The sequence below is a fragment of the Kitasatospora sp. NPDC022785 genome (assembly GCF_055561295.1).
The window spans coordinates 38,400-64,727 of sequence record NZ_JBVHHB010000014.1; the positions used below are offsets into that span (position 1 = coordinate 38,400).

At 72.5% G+C, this 26,328-nt stretch carries 30 protein-coding genes and 1 pseudogene; 12 read left to right on the plus strand and 19 right to left on the minus strand.

The window, feature by feature from the left end; all coding sequences use genetic code 11:
* Positions 1-125: 125 nt before the first annotated feature.
* Positions 126-995, minus strand: a complete 870-nt coding sequence (locus tag ACZ3YO_RS22135) for a nuclease (protein WP_465543352.1) — start codon at positions 993-995, stop codon at positions 126-128.
* A gap of 685 nt (positions 996-1,680) precedes the next feature.
* Here ACZ3YO_RS22135 and ACZ3YO_RS22140 point away from each other — a divergent pair.
* Positions 1,681-1,833, plus strand: coding sequence for a hypothetical protein (locus tag ACZ3YO_RS22140; RefSeq protein ID WP_465571829.1), 153 nt, complete (start codon positions 1,681-1,683; stop codon positions 1,831-1,833).
* A 271-nt stretch (positions 1,834-2,104) separates the two neighbouring features.
* On the opposite strand, the gene ACZ3YO_RS22145 is transcribed toward ACZ3YO_RS22140, so the two are convergent.
* From ACZ3YO_RS22145 to ACZ3YO_RS22160, 4 genes are all read right to left on the minus strand, one after another.
* On the minus strand, positions 2,105-2,533 hold the full coding sequence (locus ACZ3YO_RS22145) for a VOC family protein (RefSeq protein ID WP_465571832.1): 429 nt from the start codon (positions 2,531-2,533) through the stop codon (positions 2,105-2,107).
* Between the two features lie 80 nt (positions 2,534-2,613).
* Positions 2,614-3,102 carry an NUDIX domain-containing protein gene (locus tag ACZ3YO_RS22150; protein WP_465571834.1) on the minus strand — a complete coding sequence of 163 codons (489 nt, stop codon included), beginning with the start codon at positions 3,100-3,102 and terminating at the stop codon, positions 2,614-2,616.
* Positions 3,103-3,209: 107 nt separating this feature from the next.
* On the minus strand, positions 3,210-3,458 hold the full coding sequence (locus ACZ3YO_RS22155) for a hypothetical protein (protein ID WP_465571837.1): 249 nt from the start codon (positions 3,456-3,458) through the stop codon (positions 3,210-3,212).
* Complete coding sequence (locus ACZ3YO_RS22160) at positions 3,458-3,661, minus strand: hypothetical protein (protein WP_465571839.1); 204 nt, start codon at positions 3,659-3,661, stop codon at positions 3,458-3,460. The genes ACZ3YO_RS22155 and ACZ3YO_RS22160 overlap by 1 nt, the downstream gene beginning before the upstream one ends.
* A gap of 112 nt (positions 3,662-3,773) precedes the next feature.
* Between ACZ3YO_RS22160 and ACZ3YO_RS22165 the strand changes: the two genes are divergently transcribed.
* Positions 3,774-4,610, plus strand: coding sequence for a helix-turn-helix domain-containing protein (locus ACZ3YO_RS22165; RefSeq protein WP_465571842.1), 837 nt, complete (start codon positions 3,774-3,776; stop codon positions 4,608-4,610).
* Entirely contained in the window at positions 4,607-4,819 is a 213-nt protein-coding gene (locus ACZ3YO_RS22170) for a DUF397 domain-containing protein (protein WP_465543368.1), read from the plus strand. The genes ACZ3YO_RS22165 and ACZ3YO_RS22170 overlap by 4 nt, the downstream gene beginning before the upstream one ends.
* A 146-nt stretch (positions 4,820-4,965) precedes the next feature.
* Here ACZ3YO_RS22170 and ACZ3YO_RS22175 read toward each other — a convergent pair whose 3' ends face one another.
* The 5 genes from ACZ3YO_RS22175 to ACZ3YO_RS22195 all read right to left on the minus strand — a co-directional run bounded on the left by ACZ3YO_RS22175 (position 4,966) and on the right by ACZ3YO_RS22195 (position 8,219).
* Positions 4,966-5,379, minus strand: a complete 414-nt coding sequence (locus tag ACZ3YO_RS22175) for a hypothetical protein (RefSeq protein ID WP_465571845.1) — start codon at positions 5,377-5,379, stop codon at positions 4,966-4,968.
* Between the two features lie 119 nt (positions 5,380-5,498).
* On the minus strand, positions 5,499-5,891 hold the full coding sequence (locus ACZ3YO_RS22180) for a hypothetical protein (RefSeq protein ID WP_465571848.1): 393 nt from the start codon (positions 5,889-5,891) through the stop codon (positions 5,499-5,501).
* On the minus strand, positions 5,884-6,747 hold the full coding sequence (locus ACZ3YO_RS22185; RefSeq protein ID WP_465571851.1) for a heavy metal-binding domain-containing protein: 864 nt from the start codon (positions 6,745-6,747) through the stop codon (positions 5,884-5,886). The genes ACZ3YO_RS22180 and ACZ3YO_RS22185 overlap by 8 nt, the downstream gene beginning before the upstream one ends.
* A 1-nt stretch (position 6,748) precedes the next feature.
* Positions 6,749-7,621 (minus strand): heavy metal-binding domain-containing protein, encoded by an 873-nt coding sequence (locus ACZ3YO_RS22190; protein WP_465571854.1) that lies wholly within the window; start codon positions 7,619-7,621, stop codon positions 6,749-6,751.
* Positions 7,622-7,856: 235 nt separating this feature from the next.
* A complete protein-coding gene (locus ACZ3YO_RS22195; protein ID WP_465543378.1) occupies positions 7,857-8,219 on the minus strand; it encodes a hypothetical protein in 363 nt (120 codons plus the stop codon).
* A gap of 300 nt (positions 8,220-8,519) precedes the next feature.
* Between ACZ3YO_RS22195 and ACZ3YO_RS22200 the strand changes: the two genes are divergently transcribed.
* Positions 8,520-9,023, plus strand: coding sequence for a hypothetical protein (locus ACZ3YO_RS22200; RefSeq protein ID WP_465571857.1), 504 nt, complete (start codon positions 8,520-8,522; stop codon positions 9,021-9,023).
* Positions 9,024-9,115: 92 nt separating this feature from the next.
* Here the strand turns inward: ACZ3YO_RS22200 and ACZ3YO_RS22205 are convergent, their stop codons facing one another.
* Positions 9,116-9,643, minus strand: coding sequence for a hypothetical protein (locus ACZ3YO_RS22205; protein ID WP_465571860.1), 528 nt, complete (start codon positions 9,641-9,643; stop codon positions 9,116-9,118).
* Between the two features lie 69 nt (positions 9,644-9,712).
* Positions 9,713-10,390: a hypothetical protein gene (locus tag ACZ3YO_RS22210; protein ID WP_465571862.1), complete on the minus strand. Its 678-nt coding sequence runs from the start codon at positions 10,388-10,390 to the stop codon at positions 9,713-9,715.
* A 250-nt stretch (positions 10,391-10,640) separates the two neighbouring features.
* Here ACZ3YO_RS22210 and ACZ3YO_RS22215 point away from each other — a divergent pair, with 250 nt between their 5' ends.
* Both ACZ3YO_RS22215 and ACZ3YO_RS22220 read left to right on the plus strand, forming a co-directional pair.
* Positions 10,641-11,177, plus strand: coding sequence for a hypothetical protein (locus ACZ3YO_RS22215; protein WP_465571865.1), 537 nt, complete (start codon positions 10,641-10,643; stop codon positions 11,175-11,177).
* Between the two features lie 90 nt (positions 11,178-11,267).
* On the plus strand, positions 11,268-12,074 hold the full coding sequence (locus ACZ3YO_RS22220) for an alpha/beta fold hydrolase (RefSeq protein ID WP_465571867.1): 807 nt from the start codon (positions 11,268-11,270) through the stop codon (positions 12,072-12,074).
* 53 nt (positions 12,075-12,127) lie between these two features.
* Here ACZ3YO_RS22220 and ACZ3YO_RS22225 read toward each other — a convergent pair.
* Positions 12,128-12,220, minus strand: a pseudogene (locus ACZ3YO_RS22225) (integrase); the annotation flags it as partial.
* Positions 12,221-12,359: 139 nt separating this feature from the next.
* Positions 12,360-12,833, minus strand: coding sequence for a hypothetical protein (locus tag ACZ3YO_RS22230; protein ID WP_465571869.1), 474 nt, complete (start codon positions 12,831-12,833; stop codon positions 12,360-12,362).
* A 32-nt stretch (positions 12,834-12,865) separates the two neighbouring features.
* Between ACZ3YO_RS22230 and ACZ3YO_RS22235 the strand changes: the two genes are divergently transcribed.
* Positions 12,866-13,393, plus strand: coding sequence for a hypothetical protein (locus ACZ3YO_RS22235; protein WP_465571871.1), 528 nt, complete (start codon positions 12,866-12,868; stop codon positions 13,391-13,393).
* Here the strand turns inward: ACZ3YO_RS22235 and ACZ3YO_RS22240 are convergent.
* Both ACZ3YO_RS22240 and ACZ3YO_RS22245 read right to left on the minus strand, forming a co-directional pair.
* Positions 13,356-13,832, minus strand: coding sequence for a rhodanese-like domain-containing protein (locus ACZ3YO_RS22240; protein ID WP_465571873.1), 477 nt, complete (start codon positions 13,830-13,832; stop codon positions 13,356-13,358). The two genes, ACZ3YO_RS22235 and ACZ3YO_RS22240, sit on opposite strands and share 38 nt — an antisense overlap.
* Before the next feature lie 134 nt (positions 13,833-13,966).
* Positions 13,967-15,367: a helix-turn-helix domain-containing protein gene (locus tag ACZ3YO_RS22245; protein ID WP_465571875.1), complete on the minus strand. Its 1,401-nt coding sequence runs from the start codon at positions 15,365-15,367 to the stop codon at positions 13,967-13,969.
* 319 nt (positions 15,368-15,686) lie between these two features.
* Here ACZ3YO_RS22245 and ACZ3YO_RS22250 point away from each other — a divergent pair, with 319 nt between their 5' ends.
* Entirely contained in the window at positions 15,687-18,896 is a 3,210-nt protein-coding gene (locus ACZ3YO_RS22250) for a M28 family peptidase (protein WP_465571878.1), read from the plus strand.
* A 131-nt stretch (positions 18,897-19,027) separates the two neighbouring features.
* Here ACZ3YO_RS22250 and ACZ3YO_RS22255 read toward each other — a convergent pair whose 3' ends face one another.
* Positions 19,028-19,558 carry a hypothetical protein gene (locus ACZ3YO_RS22255; protein ID WP_465571880.1) on the minus strand — a complete coding sequence of 177 codons (531 nt, stop codon included), beginning with the start codon at positions 19,556-19,558 and terminating at the stop codon, positions 19,028-19,030.
* A gap of 738 nt (positions 19,559-20,296) precedes the next feature.
* Here ACZ3YO_RS22255 and ACZ3YO_RS22260 point away from each other — a divergent pair.
* The gene (locus ACZ3YO_RS22260; RefSeq protein WP_465571883.1) at positions 20,297-20,509 is read left to right on the plus strand and encodes a hypothetical protein; all 213 of its coding nucleotides are present in this window, start codon (positions 20,297-20,299) and stop codon (positions 20,507-20,509) included.
* 436 nt (positions 20,510-20,945) lie between these two features.
* A complete protein-coding gene (locus ACZ3YO_RS22265) occupies positions 20,946-22,262 on the plus strand; it encodes a cytochrome P450 (RefSeq protein WP_465571886.1) in 1,317 nt (438 codons plus the stop codon).
* Between the two features lie 187 nt (positions 22,263-22,449).
* Here ACZ3YO_RS22265 and ACZ3YO_RS22270 read toward each other — a convergent pair whose 3' ends face one another.
* Complete coding sequence (locus tag ACZ3YO_RS22270) at positions 22,450-22,947, minus strand: MarR family winged helix-turn-helix transcriptional regulator (protein ID WP_465571888.1); 498 nt, start codon at positions 22,945-22,947, stop codon at positions 22,450-22,452.
* A gap of 112 nt (positions 22,948-23,059) precedes the next feature.
* On the opposite strand from ACZ3YO_RS22270, the gene ACZ3YO_RS22275 reads away from it, so the two are divergent.
* Positions 23,060-23,935, plus strand: a complete 876-nt coding sequence (locus tag ACZ3YO_RS22275; RefSeq protein WP_465571891.1) for an NAD(P)H-binding protein — start codon at positions 23,060-23,062, stop codon at positions 23,933-23,935.
* Between the two features lie 34 nt (positions 23,936-23,969).
* The gene (locus ACZ3YO_RS22280) at positions 23,970-24,383 is read left to right on the plus strand and encodes a MarR family winged helix-turn-helix transcriptional regulator (protein ID WP_465571894.1); all 414 of its coding nucleotides are present in this window, start codon (positions 23,970-23,972) and stop codon (positions 24,381-24,383) included.
* A gap of 103 nt (positions 24,384-24,486) precedes the next feature.
* On the opposite strand, the gene ACZ3YO_RS22285 is transcribed toward ACZ3YO_RS22280, so the two are convergent.
* Complete coding sequence (locus ACZ3YO_RS22285) at positions 24,487-26,055, minus strand: APC family permease (protein ID WP_396321059.1); 1,569 nt, start codon at positions 26,053-26,055, stop codon at positions 24,487-24,489.
* Positions 26,056-26,328: the final 273 nt, after the last annotated feature.

Genomic DNA, 26,328 nt, shown 5'->3' on the forward strand with positions numbered 1-26,328 from the left:
GCTCCGGACGGGGCTCAACGGGCGCCGGAGGGCTCGGCGGCTCCGGACGGCTCGGCGACTGAGCGCCGGTGGCCGTCGCGGAGCCGCCCGAAGCCGCCGGGCGAGCACGGGCCGGACCTCACGGCTCACTTCTCGTCGAAGATCAGGTCCTCCGCGGGGTGGGTCAAGCGCAGGGTCTGCCCGTCGGTGATTTCGAGAATGCGGTGCAGGCCTGAGCACTCCGTGCCGTCGGGGAGCGTGAAGACGTCGTTGGCCCCGGCCAGGAACGCGGGGAGGCAGTCCAGCGCGTTGTTGCCGAGGTCCAGGTAGTCCTTGAGCCTGCGGAAGAGCTTGGGGAGGATCACCGCGTCCGTGGTGATCGAGTTCATGTCGGCGACCTTCGCGCCCTTGACCGTCACGTCCTGCGACCAGAGGCCGTCGGCGGGGGGCGCGGCGGCGCGAACCTGGAGGACGAGGTCCTTCAGGATGCGGCGCAGATCACCGGGGAAACCCTTGTAGAAGGTCGGGTACGCCAACCCCTTCGCCAGCAGGTGGTAGTTGGCGGTCCTCGCCAGCAGCTTGTCGTCCACGTTGATCTCGTAGCCGCTGGCGCCCGGAGTGCGGCCCCGGCCGACCAGCGCCACGCAGCGGCCGAGGCTGTCGGTGCCGCGGGTGAGGATGTAGCCGGGCACCTGGTCGGGCGTGACGCTGACGGTTTCGTCGGCGTGGCGCTGGATGTCCACGAACCCGAGCCAGTCGAGCAGCTCGTCGGCGGCGGCGTGGGCGAACGCCGGTGGCTGGTGCTCGTCGTGCTTGTTGGCGCCCGGGTAGTGGGTCTCCAGGGCGTCGATGGCCTCCAGCCGGACGTTGACGTGACCGTCGGGGCCGGGTTTGAGCTCGTTCCCGTGGACGAGCTTCCACTCCCCCACGTAGTCGGGGACGAACGCGATGGTGTCGCCGTCCGGCTTGGCCTTGGCGGAGACGTGGAACGAGCCCTTGATCAACAGCATCGACATGGTGACTCCCTGCTGCTCTGTCGGGGTGGCTGCCGGGGTGGAGTACGCGCCCGGCGAGTCCGGCCGGAGAGGCCGCCTCCTCGGGCGGACGCCTCCGCGGGCCGGCTCCCGCACCGTCCGCCTTGGCGCGGACGCTGCTCCGTTCGGGTGACGGCCCGGGCGGCACCCGCCGCGGAGTGCGGACATCGGGCGCCGGGCGGCCCGGGCGAGGCCCCGGCCGAGCCGGGCCCCGGGTGGCGGGACGCTGACCACATGCTCCGGCAGCTGCCGGTCGCCCGCGAGCCGGCGAGGCTCTCCGCGGTCGCGCTGTCGCCCCCGCCCGGCACGCTCAGCGGCCTCCAGCCGACCCGCCTCCGACGCTGTTGCGCCGAGACGGTCAACCGCCCCCATGCGTCCACCGCCGCCCGATGCCACACCCCAGAGGTCAAGACCGCCGGCACCTGCGACGAGGCGAGTTCAACCTGGGCAACTCCTCCAAGCGGTTCACTGCATTCCGGTTTCACATGGGAGTTTCCGGATTTGGGAGGCGCGATGATAGAGGGCCCTACCTCGCACGCACACTCGCCGCGGTGCAGGGGACTGCACAGGCCTCGGCCCCGGCGACGACCCAGGCCGTGCCGAGCTGCGTCACGTACGTCAACGCCGACTACTGGCTCGACTACGCGAGGGCCAAGGTGACCAATGGTTGTTCACGACTCAGAGTTTCAAGCTCATCTACGACAGCGTCAACAACTACAACCCCTACGGCTGCCTGACTCTCGCTCCCGGCGTGACCAAGGATCTGTTCGTCTTCAGCTTCGCGAAGAAGCCGATGATCGACGGCCTCACCACCTGCTGACACGCAGGTATTTCTTCCGCCACCAGTACGGCTCACCGCACCTGGCGGACTGACAACCCGGCAACACCAGCATTCTCCGGCCGCCCCGGCTCACCGCCGGGGCGGCCGGACCCGGAAACCCGGACGCCGGGGGCAGCACAGCCGAGAGATCGACGCGCCCGGCGGCCGCGAGCCTCCACGCACACGTCCGCCGGAGAGGGTGGCGACACCGTTCACACGGCCGTGCTCGGCATCGCCCGGCTGCAGACCTCGCCCGCCGCTCGGAGAACGCTCAGTCGATACAGAACTCGTTTCCCTCGATGTCCTGCATCGGGATGCACGAGTCATTTCCGTCATACAGCGTTTGCACGTGGACCGCGCCGAGCGGGACCAGTCGCGCGCATTCGGCCTCAAGTGCGGCGAGGCGCTCCTTGCCCACGAGACCGGTGCCGACCCGCACATCAAGATGCAGCCGGTTCTTGGCCGCCTTCCCTTCGGGGACACGCTGGAAGTACAGCCGCGGGCCCACTCCTGAGGGATCCACGCAGGCGAACCACGAATCCCGCTGCTCAGGTGGCTGCGAGCCGTTGAAGTCGTCCCACGTGGCAAACCCTTCCGGTGGCGGCGCTACGACGTACCCCAACACCTCGCACCAGAAACGACCGAGGCGCTCAGGCTCCGCGCAGTCGAAGGCGACTTGGAACTTCTTGATCGCTGACATCGGTGCACGCTAGCAGCGGCACCGCTCCTCCGGTAGCGGTGACGACGAACCGGGAGCTGGGCCGTGTTCTCATCGGTTCGTCAGGCCGCGCGTTGGCCGTGGAGGAGGAGGGGGAGGGCGCGGCCGAGGTTGGCGAGGGCCTGTCGGAGGCGGGCGTTCTGGGCGGGGCTCATGAGGGTGGCGAGCGTGGCGGGGTCGGCGAACCGGGCGCCGTGGAGGTGGGAGTGGCGTTGGGGTGGGACGGTGAGGCGCTTCGCGTCGTGGTCAGTGATGGTGCCGCCGTCGAAGACGAGGTTGAGGCGTTCGAGGTAGCGGTCGGCGGGGGTGAAGTCGACGGCGAGGAGCGTCGTCAGGCGGCGGTGGAGGCCGGTCTGGGCGTGGAGGTGGCGGGCGGCGGCGAGGTGGGGCGGCTCGTCGGGGAGCGCGGCGCCCCCGGGGAGGACGAGGCCGTCGAGGAAGTCGGGGTCGACGAGGAGGACGTGGCCGGCCGGGTTGCGCAGGAGGACGAGGGCACCGAGGCGGCAGGCGGGGGGCTTGGCGAGAAGGCGGGGGTCACGGGCGGGGCGCACGGTCGTTTTCGCTTTCGGGGGTTCGCGATGCGAGGCGGTGGAGGCCGGCGATGAGGGTGGCGGCGAAGAGCAGCCACCAGAGGAGCCGGCCGGCGGCGGCGAGGATTTCAGTGCGCATCGGCCTGGCGCTCGTAGCGCAGGCCCATCCGCAGGAGGTCGGTGATGCGCAGGATCTGGGCGGTGCGGGCGGAGCCGAGGTTGATCAGGTAGGCGCCGGTCAACCGGCCGTGGTCCCAGTCGACTTCGACAGAGGGCAGCGTGGCCTCGGCGAGGGCGAGGACGGCGAGGAGTTCCTCGACGGCCAGGGCGGCCTCCCGGCGCTGCTCGGCGGTCGCCCGGTTGAGGACCGGCCCCATCAGGCGGCCCGCCGCCGGGGCTCGAAGGCGCGCCAGGCCGATTCGGCGGCGGAGATGGTGGGGAAGCCGGCGAGTTCGCCGGAGGAGTCGAGCAGCCAGTCGCCGGTCATCTCGTTGCGCACCCGGTAGAGGCGGGCGGCAGGGTCCCACCGCATGCCGTAGCCGTGGAGCTTGGTGGACGGGTGGGTAGGGGCGGTTCTCATGACAACCCTCCGCAGTTGGAGTTTCACGTTCTGTGCTCATCCTGGCCTGGTCGCGACTAGCATCGGAACCGAAGTTGGTTTTGAATTTCCGGCTGCCCAAGTTGGAGCAACCATGGTGAACCTCAAAGAACTTGATCCATCGGCAGGACGATGGGCACCCTTCGGTGTTCAACTCCGCAGGTCACGCGAGGCGGTGGGCCTTACGCAGGCCCAGCTGGCGGAGCGAACCGGGTTCCATTACTCGACGATCTCCTTCGCCGAACTTGCCACGAAGCAGCCCTCCCTACGCCTGGCCCGCGCGGCCGACCAAGCCCTCGGAACGCAGGGCACGCTGGCCCTCATGTGGCAGCAGGCCTCCAACTCCGCCGGCCTCGCCGAGGGATTCACTGAGTTCACTCGACACGAAGCGCAGGCCACGGAGATAAGGCTGTTCGAAATCGGGGCCATCCCAGGGCTGTTCCAGACCCGGGCCTACGCCGAAGCCGAGTTGGCCGGGGCAGTCGAACGAGGCGAGGTCACGGCAGATCAGGCCGACGAGCGACTCAACTTCCGCTTGGCCAGGCAGAAGCTACTGTCCCGGAAACCTCCGCCCCTTATCTACGCCGCTCTGGATGAGAGCGCGCTCCGCTGGCAGCTCGGTGGCCCGGCCGTTCTGGCCCAGCAGCTTGATCGCCTTGAAGAGCTGGCGGAGGAGGCCCACATCCTGTTGCAGGTCGTACCGTTCAGCATGGGAGGCCTCCGCTCCTTCCGGTCGGCCGTCACCCTGCTGACCGTCAGCGATCACAGCCAACTCGGCTACACGGAAACGCTTCATCGCGGCTTTCTGGAGCGGGACCGAGCCAGTGTCGTGCTCTGGCGCAGGAGATACGATCGGCTGCAGGTGGACGCGCCTCCCCAGGCGGAATCCCTGGCCCTGATCAGAAGAATCCGGAAGGAACTGGCACCATGAGCTCAAGCCTTGACCTGTCATCGGCCCGCTGGGTCAAGTCCTCCCACAGCACCGACGGAGGCCAGTGCGTCGAGGTGGCCCCCGGACACCTCGACGTCATGCCGGTCCGCGACTCCAAGGACCCCAACGGCCCCGCCCTCCTGTTCCCCGCCGACGCCTGGCAGTCCTTCGTCACCGCCATCCGTGCAGGCGAGTTCGGGACCAACTGAGCAAAGGGCGGCACAGGAAGTCGGACCCGCCGACTTCCTGTGCCACCAGGCGGGCCGATCCTCGACTCGCCGGGGAAGGGGATGCGGGGCGGGCCCGGGAGCGAACGGCCGGGACGGGCCTGTTCCGCAGTCCCGCAGGCCGAGGGTCAAGCCGTGTCCGGGTCGATGCCGACGGCGCCGACCGAACGGAGTGCTCGCCCGAGCTCTCCGGTGAGGGTGCGGGGGTGTCTCCGCCACCACCACAGGTCGGCGTCGGGCAGCCTGTGGAACCGGTCGAGTGCTTGGCCGCCGTCGTCGAAGGTCGCGGCCTTGTACCGGTCGTCCACGGCCTTGATCCGCGGCGTCCAGAGCTGCACGACGTGTTCGTCCAGCAGGAGCCACGCCTCGTGGAGCCAGTTCCGGCTGTAGAGGTCGTTGGTGTACTCGTCGATGTCCTCGTCATAGCCGCGCTCGACGGAACTCACCAGGTCCGCCCACGCGTTCGCCCTATCGGCGACCGTGAACGCCGTCCGCCAGCCGCGCCGGCGCAGCAGCTCGCCTACCTCGGATTCAGTGGCCATGATCGTGAGGCTCTCATGCCGGATCCGTCCGGGCTACCGACATGTGCCCCACCCCGAGGCTGACGATCGGCGGCCGTCACGACCGTTCCACGATCCGCGCCGCCACCGGGTCGGCGGCGTCAGGCCAGGAAGCGCTCGATGGCCTCGCGGGCACGGGCATTCGACGCCGCAGCGTCAGCCAGGGACTGGGCCAGGGCACCGATCCACTCGTCCAGGCCGACTTGGCGCCGCGAGAGCACGATGCCCCGCACCTCGTGGCAGATCTCGCCGGCCACCCGGCCCCGGTCCATCCGGAGCGAGAGCCGCTGCTCCCCGAGCGCGACGTCCAGCTCGGTGACCGAACCCTCGCGCCCGGCCACCCGTTCCGTGACGGAACGCCTGCGCTTGACCCGCACGGCGCCGGGCGGCAGCGAGTCCGCCAGGTTCGCCGACAGCACTGTGGCGTAGAGGTTCAGGTCCGTGCTGTCCTGGCGCAGCGCCGCGGCCAGCAGTTCCACTTCCATCTCAGGCATCGAGGCTCAGCACCATGGTCGGTCGGTCGATGACGTGGTCGTCGCGAAGCGGGCGCACCGCCGTCCCGATGGCGAAGAACTCGGTGGTGTGCGACCCCCAGGTGTGCGAGTGCTGCCGCAGCTGGACCGCCACGATCCCCTCGGCGTCCAGGGCCTTCCCCTCCGCCTGCATGCGGCTCATCGCCAGCTCGCGTGCGTCGTAGAGCGCCTGGGTGAACGGCTCGATCTCGACGTTGCGGCCCGTGGTGCTCAGCGCCTGGCCGAGGCGCTGGTGCGCCACGTGGTAGACGCACGACCCCATGACCATGTCCAGGGGTGCGTATCCGGCGCGGATCAGTGTCCAGAAATCCTGGCCGGAGAGGTCCGAGGTGAACGGCTTGCCCTTGTTGTTGAGCCAGGTCCCGCCCGCTCCCGGGTCCGCACCGTCCGCCTTCACCGCCGTGCCGACCGCGATGAACTCGGCGATGTCCGAGCCGAACTCCTTGAACTCGATGTCCAGCCGCACCCCCACGATCCCGTCCGCCCCCAGAGCGCTCGCCTCCGCCTCCATCCGGCTCATCGCCAGCTCGCGCGCGTGGTACATGGCCTGTGACAGCTTGGTCAGCTCCTGGTTCTTCGTCCACCGGCCGAGCTGGATGCCGACGTGGTAGACCGAGGAACCGAGGACCAGGCCGAGCGGGCGGAAGCCGGCCTCGCGCACCAGCAGGAACTCGTTCACCGTCAGGTCCGACGTGAAGAGCGAGCCCTTCTCCCCCGGCTGAAGCTGCGCAAGCCGCCGCATCGCGTCCTCGGGCACGCCCTCCGCAGCCGGCTGCGCGGGATCCCCGGACGGTTCCTGCCCCGTTCGTTCGGTCATGTCAGTGCTCGCGCTCCAGTCTCATGATGGTCAGTGGCCTGGGCCCGGCGGGCCGCCCGGAGCGGCCGAACCGGGCGATGGAGGTGCCGACGAGGACCGCCTCCGCGGTGAAGTCGCCTGAGTACCCGAACGAGGGGCACTCGCTCTCGCTCACCGTCAACTCCACGTCGTCCAGCACCACACCGTCGCCGCCGTGCCTCGCCGCATCGAGGGCCAGCTGGTTCCGGGCGTCGTGGCGGACGTGGTTGATCAGCTGGGTGTAGCCGTCGACCTCCTGGTTCCCGGCGGTCCAGCGGACCCGGCGGGAGGTGCGCCAGTCGTCGTGCCGAATCGCGATGGCGATGCCGAAGGCGAGCCCGGTGGGAACCCATCCGGTGTGTATGAGCTTGGCGAAGTCCTGGCCGCTCAGGTGCGAGGTGAAGGGCAGGCGCGGCCGGATCCGCGAGCGGGCCCGGACGGCGGTGCCCAACGCGGTGAACTCCAGACCCCCCGCCGGGAACTCCTCGACCCGCAGCTCGACCCCGACGATCCCGTCGCCGCCGAGCGCGCGGCACTCGGCGACCGCGCGGGACAGCGCCAGCCTGCGCGCCGCGTACATCGTCCTCACCAACAACGAGTAGGACGACGCCCACGCCGAGGACGGCACCTTCGCACCGTCGGTGACCGACCACGCGCCGGGGCAGCCCCAGAGGCCGGTGTACCCGATGTTGAAGACGGCCGTGCCGAGTACCTGCCCGACCGGATCGAACCCGGCACCCTTGATCGCCGCGAACTCCTCGGACGACAGCGCCGAGTCCCAGGTGTTGCCGGCCCGGGGCTCTGACGTCGCGTCGGCAGTGGATCCCGGCGGGCCGGCGTCTCGTCGGTGTGTCATCGGCTCCTGTGCCATCGACCTCTCGGCTCACCGCGCGGATCGCGGCGCCATTCGGCAGCTTATGTCATCGGAGTGATCGCCGACATGGCGATCACGCTCTCCAACGGATCTTCCCGGCCGGGCTGTTGGGCGGGTGCGCCGTCCGAAGGCGCCGAATCCCCCGACCTGCCCGACATTCGCTGGTGGGACAGGGTGCGACGGAGCTGCGGGCCGTCCGGGCGCGGGCGGGCGGCGGTCACTCCGGAATTCCCTGGACCCTGCGGATGAGGACCGCGAACCGGTGGAAGCCGCCCTGGACGAGGACCTCGTCCCGGTAGCCGCCGGCCTCGAAATGAATGTCGTCCGGGCTGGGGCAGAGGAAGCCGAAGAGCCAGATGTGGGCTTCCTTGTCGCGTTCCTCGATGGTGCTCCAGTCACTTCCGCAGGCCGTGGCCAACGCACCCACGCAGGCGGCGATGGCGCGGTACTCGCTGCCGCCCCACTCCTTGACCATCCACTGCCGGAAGTTCGCCTTGGCCTGCTCGATGTCGCGGCTCGTTCCGTTTCCCCGGAGAACCCTGTTGACGATCAAGGCCTGTGGTTCGGGTTTCTTCGCCATGGCGTCATGATTTCGGCCCTCCGCACTCAGGGCAATGGGCCCGGCGCTGCGGTCGCCGGACCGTGCCGCGGTCATCGGACCGTGCCGCGGTCGTCGGACCGTGCCGCGGTCGTCGGACCGGACGGTGGTCGTCGGACCGGGCGGTCACCCACGGAGGGCGGCCGGGCTCGCCGCTCTCCGTGGCACTACGCTCTGCTGATCAAGAACCGAGAGTGGGGGCCGAGCAGGGTGACAGGTGACCGAGTGAGGCGCGGCCGGGTACGCCGGGGCTGGGTGGTCGGTGGGGCGGCGGTCGTGGTCGTGGCCACTGCCGCGGTGGTCGGCACCTTCGTGGTCGGTGCGCGGGAGCCCGCGTTGAGGCAGACGCTCTGCGGGCTGCCGCGGGCGGACGGGACCGCGCTCGGCGCCATGCTGCCCGCGGGGCGGCCGGGGGTCGAGGAGCGCAATGTCTCGCCGGACGGTGCCATGGGGGGCCACCCACAGCTCTCCTGTGTGATCTCGGTGGGCGGTCACGCGATGGTCCGTGTCCTGATGTCCGGCCAGGACCCGGACCGGCCGAGCGGAACCGACGCCACCGCCCCCTCCGTCGGGGGCCTGGTCGAGCAGGGTGTGGTGGCCAGCCTGGGCAGTGCCTCGGTGGCGGGCTTCTGCCCCGGCACCCGCGACCTGGCGACGGTGGTCTCCGTCCGGTCCGACCCCAGCATCTGGCCGAAGGCCTCCACCGACCAGGACAACCACATACGCGCACTGGCATCGCTCGCGCAGAGCGTCCTCGCCGAGCAGCAGCACACCGTCTGCCAGTGACGGGAGCAGGGACCCGGGCCGGCCGGTCCGGGACACGCTGAACTCGACGGGAGCCGGCGGAGCGGGGACCGGGCAGGGGCGGGACCGGACCATCAGCCGATGCGGCGGCGCCGGCCGTAGGCGTAAGCGAGGGCCAGCACGATCGGGCCCCACAGCATCACCGGGTCGATGCACACATGGGCCAGCGCCCTCCACCACCCGTTGCTGTAGGGCACCTCGTGGAAGCCGAGCACACCAAACCAGGCGAGCGGCATGGGGTCCCAGAGTGCGACCAGGCCCAGGCCGCCCACGGTGGCCGGGACGACCGCGGCAGCCGGCCGGATCCGCCTGCCGCCGACCAACGGCAGCCAGGCCGGGACGGTCTCACCCCACCCGCTGGCCAGGCCGGTGCAGAGCAGGGCCAGCGCCTCGGTGAACAGGCTCAGCCCGAAGACGTAGTACGCGCCCCACCATGGGAGGGGCGGCGCCGACGGATCGACCGTCCCCATCTCGAAGTCGAAGGCGAACGGCAACCGCCACTGGCGGTGCGGCAGGACCACGCACGGAAGGAGCTTCGCGAGCCGGAGCGCCCACGACTGGACCGGCCGCTCGGTTTCGCCCGAAGAGAGGTTGATCGGCATGACTCCCCTGTCGCCGGGCCCGGCCGATGCCGCGCCAGCCGGCCGCACGATCCACCTCCCCCGCCGGAGCTACCTCTCAACACTCTGGGTGGCGGGCAGCGGGGGAAGCCCGGCCGGGCGGACGGTCAGGCCGCCGGATATGACCGGGGCGAACGGGGCCGGGGCCATACAGGTGCCGACCTTGCCCTCGGCCGGCCCGCCGGCGGGGTCGGTGTCCAGGTTCGCCACACCCCAGGAGAATCCGACGCGGTCGGGGTGCCGGGGCGAGGTGCCGTCGAGGACGCTGAAGCCTCGGCGCTGACCGACCGTGTCGGCCACCTCGGGGTCGGCCCGGGTGATGACGGCGGTGAACGAGGCCGTCCGATCCCCCGTCACCAGGCAGTCCACGGCGGCCTCCGAGGTCACGGTGTGGTTCAGCGCCGCGACGTGGTGGGAGATCCGCACGGTGCCGCGCGCGTCCGTCGGCAGGCCCTGCGGCAACCCCGGCAGCGGCCGGGTGAACGGCGCGGCCTCGACGTCGAAGGTGAAGCGGATGTCGTCGTCGGGCGAATAGGCGTAGGCGATCCGCACCGACCCGCTCACCGCCGCCTTCGCCGTCTTCGCCGCCGCGCCGGACGGCCTGGGGGCGGGCGCGGTACCGGCGGCGGAGGCGGAGGCCCCTGCGCCGCCTCCCACGGCGACCAGCAGAGCAGTGGCGGCGAGCGCCCCGAAGGCCTTCGCACGGGCGGTGGTGAGAGTGACGGACATGGCGAACTTCCTTGTCTGCTGGGCCCGCCGGCCGGCGGCCGGGGCGTCTTCCTGGTGACGGGTCCAGCCTCCCGCCCGGCCCGCCGCCCGGTCCATGTGCCGTCCGGCAGGTCTTCGGCGCCCTCCTCCGCCCCGACCCCTGCCATTCGGCAGGGGTCGGCCCGCGGCCCACGTGTCCTGTCGGCACACCCGCGAAAACGACCGGGAACTTTTGTTACCAATACCAGCCTTCGTTAACTATAGTTGTCGCATGACAGTGCCTGAGATCACCCCCGACGAGCAGATCGAGCTCGACAAGGCCCTCCTCGACGCCCTCAATCCCCTCGCGTCGGCGATCCGGTCCCGGCTGACCGGCCTCCCCGAGAGCCGCATGTGGGAGGCGGACCCGGCCGAGGTGGCCCTGACCGTCCTCGCCACCTGGAAGGTGGTGGACGCCGAGGTCAAACGACTGGCGGCGATCGCCGCGGGAACCGCCGGCTCGTACGGCGCGAGCTACGAGCAGCTGGGGGCGGCCTGGGGCATCACCCGGCAGGGCGCCCGCAAGAAGTGGCCCGACGCCGTCGGCCGCCCCTCGGCCGCGACGTCAACCACCCTGGGACTGTTCGGCGGTGAGGCCGAACTGACGCAGGAGCCGTCGTCCGGCGACTGGACGTGGACGGGCCGGGGCGCCGACGGATCGCAGGGCACGGCCGGCGACGACACCTGGTACGGGACGAAGGAGGAGGCCGCCGCCTACGCGGGCGCCTTCCTGCGGGAGCACGCCGCAGGAAGGCCCTGGCTGCTCTGAACTGGAGGGGTTCACCGGGTCGCCGTCCGCCATACGGAATATCGGCACTCTGCCGGCGCGATGCCGGCCGAGACGTGCAAGCTTGGGCGCATGAGTGAGCTTCTCGCATCATCTGATGACGGCCACCCCATCACCGCTCTCGACGACGGATCCGGGCCGAACCTGCTAGTGGTTCACCCGGGCGGCGGAGATGTGACGACCTGGGACGGCGTCACCCGCCACCTCGCCGAGGACTTCCGTGTCGTCAGGATCCGCCGACGGATCTACGGTCCCGAAGCAGACATCGCACTACCTCATTCGATGGCTCTCGAGGCAGCCGACATCGTCGCCGTCGCGGAGCTCCTGGAGTCCCCTGTGCTTCTCGTGGGGCATTCCTCGGGAGCCGTCGCCGCACTGGAAGCCGCATTGCTGGACCCGTCGGCGTTCGCCGGACTGTGGCTCTACGAACCTCCGATGCCCACCAAGGAGTTGGTCGCAGGGACGGCGGGAGCGCGTGCCCGTGCCGCTCTCGACACGGGCGATCCGGTCGAGGCGATGCGGATCCACATGAGGGAGATCGTCCGCATGCCGGCGAACGTGGTCGATGCCATGTTCGCCGACCAACACCTGCGAGCGGCGTGCTGCGCGTACGCGGCGGCACAGATCGCGGACAACGAGGCGATCGACGCGCTTGGTGTCGATGTCGATCGCTTCACGACGCTGGAAACACCGACGACCTTGATCCAGGGCGATCTCAGCCCGTCCCACCTGCGCGAACGCCTGGCCGACCTGGTGGCAGCCCTGCCGAATGCGCGGATCGCCACGCTCACCGGCCAGGGACACATCGCCCACCTGACCGCTCCTGACACCCTGGCCGACTCCATCCGGGACACGGCGCGACGGATTCTGCACTCCTGACTGCCGCCGTAACCGCACGGGTTCGCCAGGTTGGTCAGGCTGCGGGTGCCGGCGTCCGGGTGGCGGGCGTTGGCGTTGCGCCGGCGCAGGCAGGCGTGGAGTGCGCGGGTCTGGACCGTGTGGTTCGGGTGGTCGGAGTCGGCGAGGTCCAGGCAGGCCCCGGCACAGGGAAGCGGCAGGCCGGACGGCGGCCCGGCGGGTGGCGGCGGGTCCGCCGGTGCGCACGGCCGGGCCGCCGTCCGGGGGCCCCTCGGACGGCCCGACATGAGTGTCGATCAGAAGCGTTCAGGAATCCGCGAGTCGGAGGATCCCCTCCTGGAGGAGCCGGCGCAGCAACGCGTCGGCGTTCTTCTCCGAGAGGGACCGCAGGTCCTGCGCGCGCACCGGCTTGCCGCCGAGCAGGACGCGCACGTCCTCGGCGACGGCGGCGGGCAGCCTGATGTCCTTGTGGTCGACCGAGACGACGTAGTGGTCACCGCTGAGGCGCGCCCTCACGACGATGCCCGGGGCCCTCCGCACCGGGGTGGCCCGGCCGGCGCCGGTGTCCGTTCCGCCCGGGGTGGCGGCGATCATCGACAGCAGACGCCCGGCGTGCGAGGAGCGGTACTCGTGACGCCAGAAGCGGCGTTCCTCCGCCCACGCGACCATCCACGCGTCGAGGGCCTGCCGCTGTTCGGCGGAGTGCTCGCGGACCGCCTTCCGAGAGCCCGCCTCATGGTGTGCGCGGATCTCGTACCCGCTGGCCTGCGGCTTTCTCACCGTGGCGATGACAGCAGGCCTTCCGCTTTCTCGTGCTGGCCCTCGGCGCCGTTCCGGCCGGTGCCGCGGGCGCCCTGTTCGCCCCCGCGATGAGCGGCCTGCTGCCCGAGTGCGTGCCGCCCGAGGAGCTCCAACCGGCCGATGCCCTCATGCTCGTCACCCGGCGCGTCCAGCAGGAGGTCCCCGCCGACTCCCTCTCCAGGATCAGCTCCTACGACTGGCTGGGGAGCATGGCGATGGCCCCCGCCGGCCTGGTGCCGGCCGGGCCGCTCACCGCCCTGCTGGGGATCGAGACGACGACGCTGCTGTGCGCGGCGGCGATCCTCCTGTCCTCGATCGCCTCGCTGCTCGTGCCCGAGACCTGGCGCCTGACGGCACCGCAGCGTTCGCTCCGAGCTGCGTGCCGGCCGCCGGCGAGGTCGGCAAGGCGAGGCCGGCCGGCCGGAAGGCCAGACGGGCCGCCAGGTCAACAGGGGCGGCAGGCCTCCAGGTCGCCAGGTCGCCAGGCCGGGAGCCGCCACGTCAGCAGGCGCAGGAGATGCCCGAGCGGGGCGCGGTGAGGTCGTCGACGGGCCGCTGCTCGGTGCCGTGGTCGGTGTCGTAGGCGAAGCCCTCGCGGGCCCAGTACTCGAAGCCGCCGAGCATCTCCTTGACCGCGTAGCCGAGCCGGGCGAAGGCGAGGGCGGCCCGGGTGGCGCCGTTGCAGCCGGGGCCCCAGCAGTAGGTGACCACGGTCGTGCCGGGGGTGATCAGCCGCGGCGCGAGTTCGGCGATCCGCGCGGTGGGGATGTGCACGGCCCCGGGGATGCGGCCCTGCGACCAGGCGGTGTCGCTGCGGGAGTCGACCACCACCACGCCGGGGACGCCCGCGGCCAGGTCGGCGTGTACGTCGGAGACGTCGGCCTCGAAGGACAGCCGGGCGAGGTAGTGGGCGGCGGCGACGACGGGGTCGGCGGCGGGGACGCCGAGAACGGCGCTGGTGGTCCTCTGGCTGGTCATCGGGGTGCTCCTCGGCTCGGCGCGGGCGAAGTCCCACCGGGGCGAACCCGCCCCGGGGCCCGCCCTGTTCGGCGGTGGTTCGATCCTCGCCGGTCCGGACCCGACCCCGCGAGCGGCGCGATCGCCCACAACCGTCAAGATCCCGCCAGCCCGACGGCGGCCGGCCGGGCCCGCAGCCCCCGCAACTCGTGACGGGCGAGGGCGGGGAGCGCGGCGGCGTCGTCCAGCAGCGGGGCGAGCAGCGCGACGGCGGCCTGCGGGTCGTGCGCGCAGAGGTGGCAGTCGGCGATCCGGATGGTGAAGAGCACGCGAGTGGTGGGGAGTTGACCGGGGCCCAGGAGCCGGAGCGCGGTCTCGGCGGCGTCGACGGCCCGCAGCGCGAGCCGGGGGTCGTCGACGGCCGCGGCGGCGTCGCGCAGGGCGGCGGCGGCGCCGGACTCCACCCGCAGCCGCATCGAGGCGATGGTGAGCCAGGGCGCGTCGGCCTCGTCGGGCTCGCCGATGTGGTCGAGGTGGAGCCGGGCGCGGGCGATGTGCCGGACGGTCGCGCGGACGTCGCCGGCCAGGGCGTGTGCGCGGGCCTGGCCGACCTGGGACATCGCCCCGGCCCAGTGCCGGCCGGGTGCGGCGCGGGCGATCTCGCGGGCGTAGCCGAGGGCGGCGGCCGGGTCGCCGTCGAGACGGGCCAGGGTGCTCATGTCGCTGAGTGCGGCGACCTGGGTGGCCGGGTCGTCGGCCAGTTCGGACCAGCCGAGCGCCCGGTCGAAGCAGGCCATCGCGGTGGCGTTGCGGCCGCGTTGCATCCGCAGGGCGCCGGCGGCGTGCGCGTACTCGGCGGCGAGCCGGGCGAGCGGCCGGCGGGCGAGGGCGGAGGAGGAGGTGCGGGCGAGCCGGCCGAGGACGGCGCGCAGGGTCTCCTCCACGACGGCGGTGCCGTCCCGTGCGTGCTCACCGGCCCGGAGGCGGGCGGCGAGCAGGCCGGTGAGGGCGTGGGCGGTGTCGGCGTCCAGCGGGGGCGCGGTGTCGGGGTCGGCGGCGCAGAACGCGGCGTGCAGGGCGGCGAGGTCGTCGGGCGCGGGGACGGCGCACCCGGCGGCGCCGTGCAGCGGGCAGAGCAGCCCGTAGTCGGGGAGGCGGCGGGGCGGTTCGCCCCCGGCGAGCGGGGAGGCGACGGCCCGGGGGGCGTCGGCGGGCCCCGGCAGCGGCGGCCGCGCCCAGCCGGCCGGTCCGGCCGGGACGACCGGGACGACCGGGGCCTCCGGCGGTCCGTCCTCGGCCCGGCGGCAGGCGGCTCGCAGTTCCCCGCCGGCCGCGAGCAGGTCGTCCAGCCGGTCGGCGATCCGCGGGCTGGTCCGGCGGGTGCCGTGTTCGAGTTTGCTCACGGCGGTGTGGTCGTAGCCGATCTCGGCGCCGAGCTGCGCCTGGGTGAGCCCGGCGCGGCGGCGCCAGTGCCGCAGGCGCGCGCCGAAGGCCCGCCACAGTAAGTCTGCTGACGATGCGTCACCGACCGGTGCGTCGGCGTGGTTCCGGTGCACGGGGCCGCCCTCCCGAGTCCGATCCCGGTCCTTCCGATGAGGAGGACGGTACTGGACCGGGCCTGCCCCCGTACATGAGGCGGCCTCAATTGGTCTCGACCTCTTGGTCTCAACCTCTTCACAAAACCCGCAGCTTGACAGAACTTGCCAACCGCACGGACGGCCCGCCGGACCCGTTGACCGGGGCATGACGGCGTGTGAGGGTTCCGGCACCCGAACGCGGACGACCGCACGGCCGTCCCCCGATGCGGCCCGAGGTGAGCGCCGGTCAGGCGCGCCTTTCCGCGGTCGGGCACCCCCACGTTCGAGGAGCCTCGGAATGAAACGCAGATTGCTGACGGCGGGGACCACCCTGACCGTCCTGGCCGGCATGCTCACCGCCACCGCGGTCGGGCAGGCCGCCGCAGACCCGGGACCGGCCGTCACCGCGCCGCCGAGCGCGCTGGCCGCCGCCGTCAACGCCGCCGACCGGGCGGCCGCCGCGGGCCTGGACGCCCTGGCCAAGGGCCCCGGCGAGACGTACGAGCGCCAGTCCGTCACCCCCTGGCTCGGCGGCCTCTACTCGGTCGCGTACGAGCGCACCTACCGGGGCCTGCCGGTGGTCGGCGGCGACGCCGTCGTGATAGCCGACGGCCAGGGCAAGGTCCGCGGCCTGCAGTCCGCCGCCACCGGCCCGGTCGGCGGGGCGACCGCCCTGCTGCCGACCACCCCGCTGGTCAGCGCCGCCAACGCGGAGAGGACCGCCCGCACCAGGCTGGCCGCGGTCGACGGCGTGGACACGCGCCGCCTGGTGGTCAGGGTCCAGGACGGCACCGGGCGGCTCGCCTGGGAGACCGTGCTCACCGGGCGCACCTCCGCGGCCCCGAGCCGGCTGCACGTCTTCGTGGACGCCCGCACCGGCGAGGTGATCGACAGCTACGACGACGTCAAGGCCGGGACCGCCGACAGCAAGTGGAACGGCCCCGCCCCGGTCACCATCAGCACCACGGGCTCCGGCGGTTCGTACTCGCTGCGCGACCCCAGCCGGCCCGGGCTGAGCTGCGCGGACTACAGCAGCGGCCAGGTGTTCTCGAAATCGAGCGACTCCTGGGGCAACGGCAGCCCCACCAGCAAGGAGACCGGCTGCGCCGACGTGATGTTCGCGGCGCAGAAGGAGTGGGACATGCTCCGCGAGTGGCTGGGCCGCAACGGCCACAACGGCAACGGCGGCAGCTGGCCGGTCAAGGTGGGCCTGAACGACGTCAACGCCTACTGGGACGGCTCCTCCGTCTCGATCGGCCACAACAACGCCAACGAGTGGATCGCCGCGATCGACGTGGTCGGCCACGAGTTCGGCCACGGCCTGGACCAGTACACACCGGGCGGCGCCAACAACGAGAACGGCCTCGGTGAGGCCACCGGCGACATCTTCGGCGCGCTCACCGAGGCCTACGCCAACGAGCCGGCCCCGTACGACAACCCGGACTTCACCGTCGGCGAGATGATCAACCTGGTCGGCAGCGGGCCGATCCGGAACATGTACAACCCCTCCCTGGTGGGCAACAACCCGAACTGCTACTCCTCGTCGATCCCGAGCACCGAGGTGCACGCCGCGGCCGGCCCGCTGAACCACTGGTTCTACCTGCTCTCCGAGGGCTCCAACCCGGGCGGCGGCAAGCCCACCAGCCCGACCTGCAACAACTCCTCGGTCACCGGCGTCGGCATCAAGGACGCCGGCCGGATCTTCTACGGCGGCATGCTGCTCAAGACCAGCGGCATGACCTACAAGAAGTACCGGGTCGCCACCCTGACCGCCGCCAAGAACCTCGACCCGACCTGCACCTCCTTCGGCCGGACCAAGGCGGCCTGGGACGCGATCAGCGTGCCCGCCCAGAGCGGTGAGCCGACGTGCACGCCGTCCGGCACCAACGACTACTCGCTGGCCCTGAACCCGGCCGGCGGCTCCGTCCAGCCCGGCGCGTCCACCACCGCCACGGTCGGCACCACGGTCACCTCGGGCAGTGCGCAGACCGTCAACCTGGCCGTCTCCGGCGCCCCGGCGGGCGTCACCGCCTCGGTCAGCCCGTCGTCCGTGCAGGCCGGCTCCTCCGCGACACTGAACGTCTCGGCCTCCGCCTCCACCACCCCCGGCACCTACGTCCTCACGGTGACCGGCACCGGATCCGCCACACACACCGCGCAGTACACGCTGACGGTGGGCGGCGGCACCCCCGGCCCCACCACGCCCGACATCAGCGTCGCCAACGTGCAGGCGCACCTCGCCCAGCTGAACACCATCGCCTCGCAGAACGGCGGCAACCGCCGGGCCGGCACCACCGGGCACAGCCAGTCGCTCGCCTACATCAAGGGCAAGCTCCAGGCGGTCGGCTACACCGTCAGCGAGCAGACCTGCACCTCCTGCACCTACCAGTCCAACAACCTGATCGCCGACTGGCCCGGCGGCCCCGCCGACCAGGTCACCATGCTCGGCGCCCACCTGGACAGCGTCGGCGCCGGCCCGGGCATCAACGACAACGGCTCCGGCTCCGCCGTCCTGCTGGAGAACGCGCTCACCCTCGCCCAGCAGAACCCCGCCCTGACCCGGCACGTCCGGTTCGCCTGGTGGACCGGTGAGGAGCAGGGCCTGCAGGGCTCGCAGTACTACGTGAGCCGGCTGAGCTCCGGCCAGCGCAGCGCCGTCAAGGGCTACTACAACTTCGACATGGTCGGCTCGCCCAACGCCGGCTACTTCATCAACAACCTCGGCTCCACCGCCTCGGCGCCGATGAAGGCCTACTGGGACTCCCTGGGCGTCCAGCCCGAGGAGAACGTCGAGGGTCAGGGGCGCTCCGACGACTACTCCTTCCAGCAGGCCGGCATCCCCACCTCCGGCTACGCGGCCGGCGCCAGCGACACCAAGACCGCGGCGCAGGCGGCGAAGTGGGGCGGCACCGCGGGCCGGGCGTACGACTCCTGCTACCACTCGGCGTGCGACACCACCGGCAACATCAACGCCACCGCGCTGGACCGCAGCGCCGACGGCGTCGCGTACACCGTCTGGAAGACCTCGGTCGGCAGCGGCCCCGTCCCGGCCGACGACTTCTCGGTCGCGGTGAACCCGGCCACCGGCACCACCACTCCGGGCGGCTCGGCCGGCGCGACCGTCTCCACGGCCACCACGTCCGGCTCGGCCCAGACGGTGAACCTCTCCGTCTCGGGCGCCCCGGCCGGCGTCACGGCCACCGTCAGCCCGTCCTCGGTGCAGTCCGGCTCCTCCGCGACGCTCTCCGTCGCGGTCGGCTCGGGCACCGCGGCCGGCACCTACACCCTCACCGTGACCGGCACCGGCTCGGCCACCCACAGCACCACCTACTCGCTGGTGGTCGGCACCGACCCGGGCAACCCGGGCGGCACCTGGAAGCCGGGCACCACCTACAAGGCCGGTGACGTCGTCACCTGGAACGGCCTCGGCTACCGCTGCATCCAGGGCCACACCGCCCAGGTCGGCTGGGAGCCCGACATCGTCCCGGCCCTCTGGCAGCGGGTCTGAGCGGACGGATCCGCTGCGGCGGAACGGGATGGGCTGGGCCGCGGTTCGTCGAGGGGGACGAGCCGCGGCGCAGCCGCGTCCGCGCGCGGGCACCGGCCGCCCGCGGACGGGACGGCACGGGTGACCGCGCGTCAGCCCGGGTGGAAGACGATCCGGACGTTGGCGTCCACCGGGAGGATCAGCACATTGCCCTGATCCCACGTCCAGTCGCGTGGGATCAGGAACATCCGGTTGTTCGCCTGCGCCAGCAGCCGCAGCCCCCGGTAGCGGTAGCGGAACCGCTGCCCCGCGCCGGCGTCCGGCAGCGCCCGCTCGTCCACCCCGGGCCACTGGAGGTAGAGCCGCTCGGTGGTGTCGAGGACGACGGCCGGGCGCAGCGCCAGGTTGCCGGCCAGCCGCTCTGCGTCCCCCTCCCCCTTCTGGTGGGCGAAGCCGCCGGCGGCCCAGAACGAACAGAGCACGATGAGCGCCGTGCTGATGCCGAGCGCCGCCCGCTCGCCGGTGAGCGGGTAGGGGGCGCCGGTGGTGCGGACGGCGAGCAGCCGGGCCAGCACGACCAGCAGGAGCGCGCCGCCGAGCAGCAGCGGGGTGCCCATCGGTCCCGCGTCGATCATCTCGAACCCGGCCAGGAAGCCGAGCACCACCAGCGGGACGACCAGCACCGCGACGGCCCCGCAGGCCCGGCGGACGGCGCGCCGGCCGTCCGTGCCGGTCCGGACGGCGCGGGTCGCCAGGTGGTACGCGAGCGCGGCCAGCAGGGCGCCGCAGAGCAGCGCCCCGGCCGGGAGGTACAGCGCGGGCGAGCTGCGGAGCAGGAGGTCCTGGGTGCCGAAGCCGATCGTCGCGGCGTCCAGGCCGAAGTAGTGGTAGAGCGAGTCGGTGTAGGCGAAGCCGAAGAAGAACAGCAGCGCGGTGATGAGGGTGGTCGGCCCGACCCAGGACGCGATCAGGCCGAGCCAGCCGCTCCACGAGCGACCGGCGGGCTGCTCAGGCGGCTCGGGGGCAGGCGGCTCGGGCTGCTCAGGCGGCCCGGACTGCTCGGCCGTTGCGGCGGGCCCGGCGGTGGGGTCGGCGGCGGGCCCGGCGGCGGGCGGCTCCTCCTCCGCAGGGCTCAGGGCGTGCTCCCGCTGCCCGCCGACGCGTTGCCGGCACTGGTGCCCGCCGAGCTGCCCCCGTTCTCGTTGCCGCCGTTCTCACCGCCCCCGCCGTTCTGGCCCCCGTTCTCATTGCCTCCGCCGTTCTGGCCACCCCCGTTCTCGGTATCGTGCTGCACTGCCAGCCCGCCCGAGGCTTGAACCGACTGGCTCTTTCCGCCCGCGGTCAGGGTGAAGCAGACCTTGGACCCCGCGGAGGTGGGCTTCGGGCCGGGAAGGTTGACCGTGGCGCTTGCCGTGCCTCCTGTGAACTCCACGCTCGTCGATCCCGAGGACTTCGCGCCGCCGGCACAGTTGTTCACCTGGGTCACCTCGGCGGTGAAGGTGCTCGTCACCGAACTCGTGAGCGTCAGATTGGCCGTCGGCCAGATTCCCGTGGCGCTCGCCGACACGTTGCCCGCTCCGCTGAATCCGCCCTGGTTGCCGCCCGCCTGCGTCCGCTTGTCCTGGGGCTGCTGACCCGAGCCCTCCGCCGGGGGCGTGTCCGCCGGCTCGGCGGCGCCGGCCGCCGAGCTCGCCGTCCCGGACCCGGAGCCACCGCCTCCGCCGCAGGCGGCCAGTGCCGGCAGCAGCAGAGCGGCCGCCAGCCACCGGGCCGGTCTGCCGAGGCGAGGACGGGGCGTGTTGGGCTGAGTCCCGGGCATGCGTTTCTCCCGTCGGTGGGCGAGCATCGGTGAGGGGCCGGGGCGGCCTCGCCGAACGGTACCCGTTCGCACACGTCGTGGCTGTCCGCCGCCCGGGTGGCATTGCCCCGCCCCGCCCCTGTCTGGTCCCCCGCCCGGAGTAGTGGGCCGGCCTCGGGGCACGGCCTGACCGGTGACCATGCGTTGACGTACAGTCAGATGCTCGCAGCACCCGTCCGAGTGGTCGGTCCATTCGCCAGAGGAGACCCCCCGTGGCCACCGAAGCCCACCCCGTCCCCGTCCCCGTCCCCGTCCCGAGCCCGGCCCCGCACCCGGTGCCCGAGTTGGCACCCGAGGCCGTCGCGCAGTGGCGGGACGAGCAGGCCGACCTGGTCGAGCTGCTGGCTCGGGCGCACCGGCAGCTGGGCGGTGTCGCCGCGTTCCGGCTCAGACCGGAGCCGACCGTCGTGGTCACCGACCCGGAGGCCGTCCAGCACGTGCTCGGCCGCCACCCCGAGCGCTACGTGAAGCGCTCGCACCGGGCGCGGATGCTGGCCGGCGAGGGCGTCCTCTCCGCGACCGGCGACGCCTGGAGGCGCCAACGGCGCATGCTGCAGTCGCAGTTCACCGGCACGGGGATGCGCCGCTACGAGCAGCGGATCGCCGAGGCCGCCCGCCACGCCGCCGACCGCTGGGCCGGGTACGCCCGTACCGGGGAGCAGTTCGACGTGGGCGAGGAGATGCGGCACTTCGCGCTGGACACCATCTGGCGCGCCCTCACCGGCCGCCCGCTGGACGACCGGACCGACCGCGAACTCGCCGCCGTGGCCCGGGTGGTGGCCGCACTGCCGACGCTGCCCGCGGACGGCGGCGACGCCCGGGACGCGGTCGCCGAGGACCTGGCCCGGATCGACGCCGTCGCGCACGCCGCGATCGACGCCGCCCGCCGCGACCCGGACGGCGACGGCCTGCTGCGCGTGCTGCTGGACGCCGGCGAGGAGCGCCCCGAGTACACCGACACACTGATCCGGGACGAGCTGGTCACCCTGCTGGTGGCCGGCCACGAGACCACCGCCACCACGCTGACCTGGCTCTTCCTCCTCCTCGACCGCCACCCCGAGGCCCGCACCCGGGCGCTGGCGGCCGGCCCCGAGGGCTCGCCCGAGCGGCGGGAGGCGATCCAGGCGCTGGTCAGCGAGACGCTCCGGCTCTACCCGTCCGCCTGGATCCTCCCCCGGCACGCCACCGAGGCCGACACCCTGGCCGGCCACCGCATCGAGGCCGGCACCGACCTGCTGGTCTCCCCCTACCTCACCCACCGTGACCCGACGCTCTGGCCCGACCCCGAGCGCTTCGACCCCGCCCGCTTCACCACCCCCGGCGCCCGCCCGGCGCACCTCGGCGCCTACTACCCCTTCGGCCTCGGCGCCCGCGCCTGCCTGGGCACCCAGTTCGCCGTGCGCGAGACCACGGCCGTGCTGGAACTCCTCCTGCCGGCGTACACACCGCGCCTCCTGAGCGTCCCCGCCGGCGCCGCCTACAGCATCACCGTCCGCCCGGACGGGCCGACCCCTGCGGTGCTGACCTGAGCAGAGCCCCGGCCGTGCCCGGGTGGGCATCGGCCGGGGCGGCGTCACGGACCGGGGTCAGGGGAAGGCGACCACGGTGGACGGGGTGGTGGAGGTGCCCGACGTCGCGGCGCCGGTGCGCAGCGGCGCGGCCTGGGCGACGGCCCAACGGTCGGTGCCGGCCCTGTCCCGCCGGGTCCCGGGCGGCTCAGCGACCGGCGTCCCGGCCGCCCGGGGCCCGGTGGCGCAGGCCCTCCTGGGCGGCGACGTACTTGAGCATGAGCCGGGCGAACTCCAGGCGCTCCTGCTCGGTCCACCCGTCGGTGACCTGCTCGAAGGCGGCGCGCTGGTGCCGGCGGAAGCGCGCCATCAGCTCCCGGCCGGCGGGGCTGAGGTGGAGGACGGTGCGGCGGCCGTCCTGTTGGGAGGCGGCGCGGATCAGGTAGCCGGCGGTGATGGAGTCGGTCACCATGCGGCTGGCCACCGACGGGTCGACGCCGAGGTGCTCGGCCACCCCGCCGACGGTGACCTCACGAGCCTCGTTCTGCTCGGCCTCCAGGACGATGTTCAGCACCAGGGTGCGGCTGAGGTCCTTCTGGGAGATCGGGTTCTCGACCTCCAGGAGGGAGGAGCGCCGCAGCTTCCCGAACGCGGGGCCGACGGCGTCGAGCAGTTCGTCGGCCGTCTTCGGTTCGTGCTTCGTCATGCCCGCCATCGTATCCGGATGGATGACCCGTCGAAGACATGTGTTGACGTGAAATTGCATGCATGGCAGCATGCATATGTCTACAGCACTGAACGAACCGAGTGGAGCCCCCATGACCGTCCTCATCACCGGCGCCCGCGGCAAGGTCGGCCGGGCCGTCCTCGACCGCCTGCACGCCGCCGGCCACACCGTCCGCGCCGCCAGCGCCAACCCCGCCGACCTGACCGTCCCGGCCGGCGTCGAGGTCGCCGAACTCGCCCTCGACCGGCCCGACACCTTCGCCTCCGCCCTGCGCGGCGTCCGCCGGGTCTTCCTCTATCCGCAGCCCGCCGGCATCCATGAGCTGATCGAGGCCGCCGAGGCCGCCGGCGTCGAGCACGTCGTGTTGCTCTCCTCGTCCTCCGTCCTCGGCCCCGACGCCGAGAACGACCCGCTGGCGAGCCACAGCCTCGAAGTCGAGCGCGCCCTCGCCGGCTCCGGCCTCACCTGCACCTTCCTGCGCCCGGACGCCTTCGCCAGCAACTCCCTCGGCTGGGCCTGGTTCATCGGCAACGCGATGCCCGTCCAGCTCGCCTACCCCGACGCGCACATCGCACCCATCCACCCCGAGGACATCGCCGACATCGCCGTCGCCGCCCTGACCGGCGCCGCCCCCACCGGCGGCTCCCTGGCCGGCGACCCCCTCACCGGCCGCGCCGTCACCCTCACCGGCGCCGAGTCACTCACCTTCCGTGAGCAGCTCGCCGTCCTCGCCGACACCCTCGGCCGCGAGATCCCGGTCGAGCGGATCACCCGCGCCGAGGCGGAGCAGCAGATGGGCCGCCACATGCCCGCGCCGATGGTCTCCTCGCTGCTCGACCTCTGGCAGGCCGCCGACCACGGGCCCGCCGCCATCGCCGACACCACCGAGACCCTCCTCGGCCGCCCCGCCCGCACCTACCGCCAGTGGGCGCGCGAGAACGCCGCGGCCTTCACCGCCGCGCACTGAACCGACCCGCCCCGGCCCCGTCAGGAGCAAGCACATGAAGCCCATCGGCTACTGGCTCAACCGCACCGACCAGGCCCTCACCGGCCACATGAACGCCATGCTGGCCGAGTTCGGCCTCACCCGGCTCGCCTGGCAGGTCCTCAACGTCGTCGAGGACGACCCGCAGGCCACCGACGCCGACGTCCTCACCGTGCTCGCCGCCAACGCCGGCGCCGACGCCCTGACCGCCGCCGTCGAGCAGGTCCTCGCCGACGGCTGGGCGGCCCGCCCGGAACCGGCCCGGCTCGCCCTGACCGCCGACGGCCGCGCCCGCCTCACCGAGGTCGCCGCACGCGTCGACGCCTTCCGCACCCGCTCGACGGCCGGCATCTCCCCGGAGGAGTACCGCACCGCCGTCACCGTCCTGGAGCGGATGACCCACAACCTGGAGGCCGGGGCGCAGCGGTAGGCGGCCGGCGCTGCCTGCGGCAGGCCGGCGCAGCGGGGTGCGTCGGCGCTGCGCGGTTGTGCGGCGCTGTACGACGCTGCGGCTTCGGTACGGCGCTGTGGCCCTACGGTGCGTCCGCCGGGTCGGCGGCGCTCACCGGGACGTCGGGGTGGCGGAACCAGGAGCCCTGGACTGCCCACTGGACGAGCATCAGGACGGCGCCCAGCACCAGGGCACCGATGCCGATCACGGTCACGCCGCCGGTGTTCCCGATCAGCGGCAGATCGATCGAGGTCGCGCCGTAGTCAGGGTCCGCGTAGACGTCGAAGGCCCCGTAGCAGAAGAAGTAGAGCAGCATCACGCCGCCGAGGAACGGGAAGATCCCCTTGAGGACGAAGTCCTTGACGCTCCTGGTCAGGACCCGCCGGTAGTACCAGACGCAGGCGAACCCGGTCAGGCCGTAGTAGAAGGCGATGCCGAGCCCCACCGAGGCGATGGAGTCGGCCAGCACGTTGCCGCTGATCGCGGTCAGCAGGACGTAGAAGGCGATCGACGCCAGGCCCATGCCCACGGTCGACCAGGTCGGGGTGAGGTGGCGGGGGTGCACGCGGCCGAACTGCTCCGGGATGGCCTTGTGCGTGGCCATCGAGAACGTGGTGCGGGCCGTGGGCAGGATGGTGGTCTGGGTTGAGGCGGCGGCGGAGGTCAGCACCATGAAGATCAGCAGCTTGCTGAGGAACCCGCCGAACCCCGCCGTCCCGAAGACCGCATCACCGAGGCCGGACAGCACGTCGCCGGAGTTTTCCTCGTTGCCCAGCCCGATGCCCTCCGTGCCGACGCCGGCGAACGCCAGCGCCGAGGTGGACACCAGGGTGTAGATGAGCAGGAGCAACACCGTGGAGATGACCGCCGCACGCCCGGGCGTGCGCTTCGCGTCGGCGGTCTCCTCGTTCACCGAGACGGCCGTGTCCCAGCCCCAGTAGATGAACACCGCGGCGAGCATGCCGGCGGTGAAGGCACCGGTCGAGGCCACGTTGAACGGGTTGAACCAGGAGGCGCTGACATGGGTCGCCGTGGCGGGCGCACTACTGCCGTAGGACTTGACCAGGGCGGTGATCGACAGCACGACCAGCATCACCACCTCCACGGAGAGCAGCCAGCGCTGCAGGGCCGCGGAGAGCTCGATGCCCACGTAGCAGATCGCCGTCATCACGATGATCCAGACGACGCCCGCGATCGAGGTCCACAGGGTGCTGTCGGCCAGCGAGTCGAGGCCGACCAACCGGAACCCGTAGACGCCGGCGATCTGGGCCAGGTTGGCCATGACGATGATGTCGGCGATGACGATGCCCCAGCCGCCCATCCACCCGGTCCGCGGCCCGAAGGCCCGGGCGGCCCAGGTGAAGGTGGTGCCGCAGTCCGGGTCGGAGGCGTTGAGCTCCTTGTAGGCGTAGGCGATCAGCAGCATCGGGACGAACGCCAGGATGGTGATGATCGGGGCCTGGAGCCCCACGCCGACCACGATGATGCCGAGCGTCGCGGCAAGGCTGTAGGCGGGGGCTGTCGAGGCCAGGCCGATGGCCACCGAGGAGACGAGACCGAGCGCACCGGTCTTGAGCCCCTTCTCGCCCGCGCCCGAGCCGGTCGCACCAGGCGCGACCGGCGGGGCCGGGCTGTTGGAGGAGTGCGCCACCGATCCCACCTCCTCCCCCTGACGCAACCCGGGGAGCCGGATGCAGTCATGGGGCCGAGACGATTCCCGATGCAACCGACGATACTGCCGGCGACGCCCACGGGCTCGCCCAGCACACTGCGCGAGCCGGCGCGGCAACCCGTAGTCGCACCGCCCGGCCCCGGACGGTGACGGCCTGCGGCCGCCCCACGCCGACGGTTCGGCGGCCCCGGAGCCGATCGCGGCCGTCCACCGGACCGGCTGCCGGCTGCGCGGGCCCGGTTGGCGAGCCCG

Coding starts and splice junctions, on each gene's coding strand:
- ACZ3YO_RS22135 (WP_465543352.1), bottom strand. CDS start 995: ATGTCGATGCTGTTGATCAAGGGCTCGTTCCACGTCTCCGCCAAGGCC.
- ACZ3YO_RS22145 (WP_465571832.1), bottom strand. CDS start 2,533: ATGTCAGCGATCAAGAAGTTCCAAGTCGCCTTCGACTGCGCGGAGCCT.
- ACZ3YO_RS22155 (WP_465571837.1), bottom strand. CDS start 3,458: ATGGGGCCGGTCCTCAACCGGGCGACCGCCGAGCAGCGCCGGGAGGCC.
- ACZ3YO_RS22160 (WP_465571839.1), bottom strand. CDS start 3,661: ATGAGAACCGCCCCTACCCACCCGTCCACCAAGCTCCACGGCTACGGC.
- ACZ3YO_RS22165 (WP_465571842.1), top strand. CDS start 3,774: ATGGTGAACCTCAAAGAACTTGATCCATCGGCAGGACGATGGGCACCC.
- ACZ3YO_RS22170 (WP_465543368.1), top strand. CDS start 4,607: ATGAGCTCAAGCCTTGACCTGTCATCGGCCCGCTGGGTCAAGTCCTCC.
- ACZ3YO_RS22175 (WP_465571845.1), bottom strand. CDS start 5,379: ATGGCCACTGAATCCGAGGTAGGCGAGCTGCTGCGCCGGCGCGGCTGG.
- ACZ3YO_RS22180 (WP_465571848.1), bottom strand. CDS start 5,891: ATGCCTGAGATGGAAGTGGAACTGCTGGCCGCGGCGCTGCGCCAGGAC.
- ACZ3YO_RS22185 (WP_465571851.1), bottom strand. CDS start 6,747: ATGACCGAACGAACGGGGCAGGAACCGTCCGGGGATCCCGCGCAGCCG.
- ACZ3YO_RS22190 (WP_465571854.1), bottom strand. CDS start 7,621: ATGACACACCGACGAGACGCCGGCCCGCCGGGATCCACTGCCGACGCG.
- ACZ3YO_RS22195 (WP_465543378.1), bottom strand. CDS start 8,219: ATGGCGAAGAAACCCGAACCACAGGCCTTGATCGTCAACAGGGTTCTC.
- ACZ3YO_RS22205 (WP_465571860.1), bottom strand. CDS start 9,643: ATGCCGATCAACCTCTCTTCGGGCGAAACCGAGCGGCCGGTCCAGTCG.
- ACZ3YO_RS22210 (WP_465571862.1), bottom strand. CDS start 10,390: ATGTCCGTCACTCTCACCACCGCCCGTGCGAAGGCCTTCGGGGCGCTC.
- ACZ3YO_RS22215 (WP_465571865.1), top strand. CDS start 10,641: ATGACAGTGCCTGAGATCACCCCCGACGAGCAGATCGAGCTCGACAAG.
- ACZ3YO_RS22220 (WP_465571867.1), top strand. CDS start 11,268: ATGAGTGAGCTTCTCGCATCATCTGATGACGGCCACCCCATCACCGCT.
- ACZ3YO_RS22240 (WP_465571873.1), bottom strand. CDS start 13,832: ATGACCAGCCAGAGGACCACCAGCGCCGTTCTCGGCGTCCCCGCCGCC.
- ACZ3YO_RS22250 (WP_465571878.1), top strand. CDS start 15,687: ATGAAACGCAGATTGCTGACGGCGGGGACCACCCTGACCGTCCTGGCC.
- ACZ3YO_RS22270 (WP_465571888.1), bottom strand. CDS start 22,947: ATGACGAAGCACGAACCGAAGACGGCCGACGAACTGCTCGACGCCGTC.
- ACZ3YO_RS22275 (WP_465571891.1), top strand. CDS start 23,060: ATGACCGTCCTCATCACCGGCGCCCGCGGCAAGGTCGGCCGGGCCGTC.
- ACZ3YO_RS22280 (WP_465571894.1), top strand. CDS start 23,970: ATGAAGCCCATCGGCTACTGGCTCAACCGCACCGACCAGGCCCTCACC.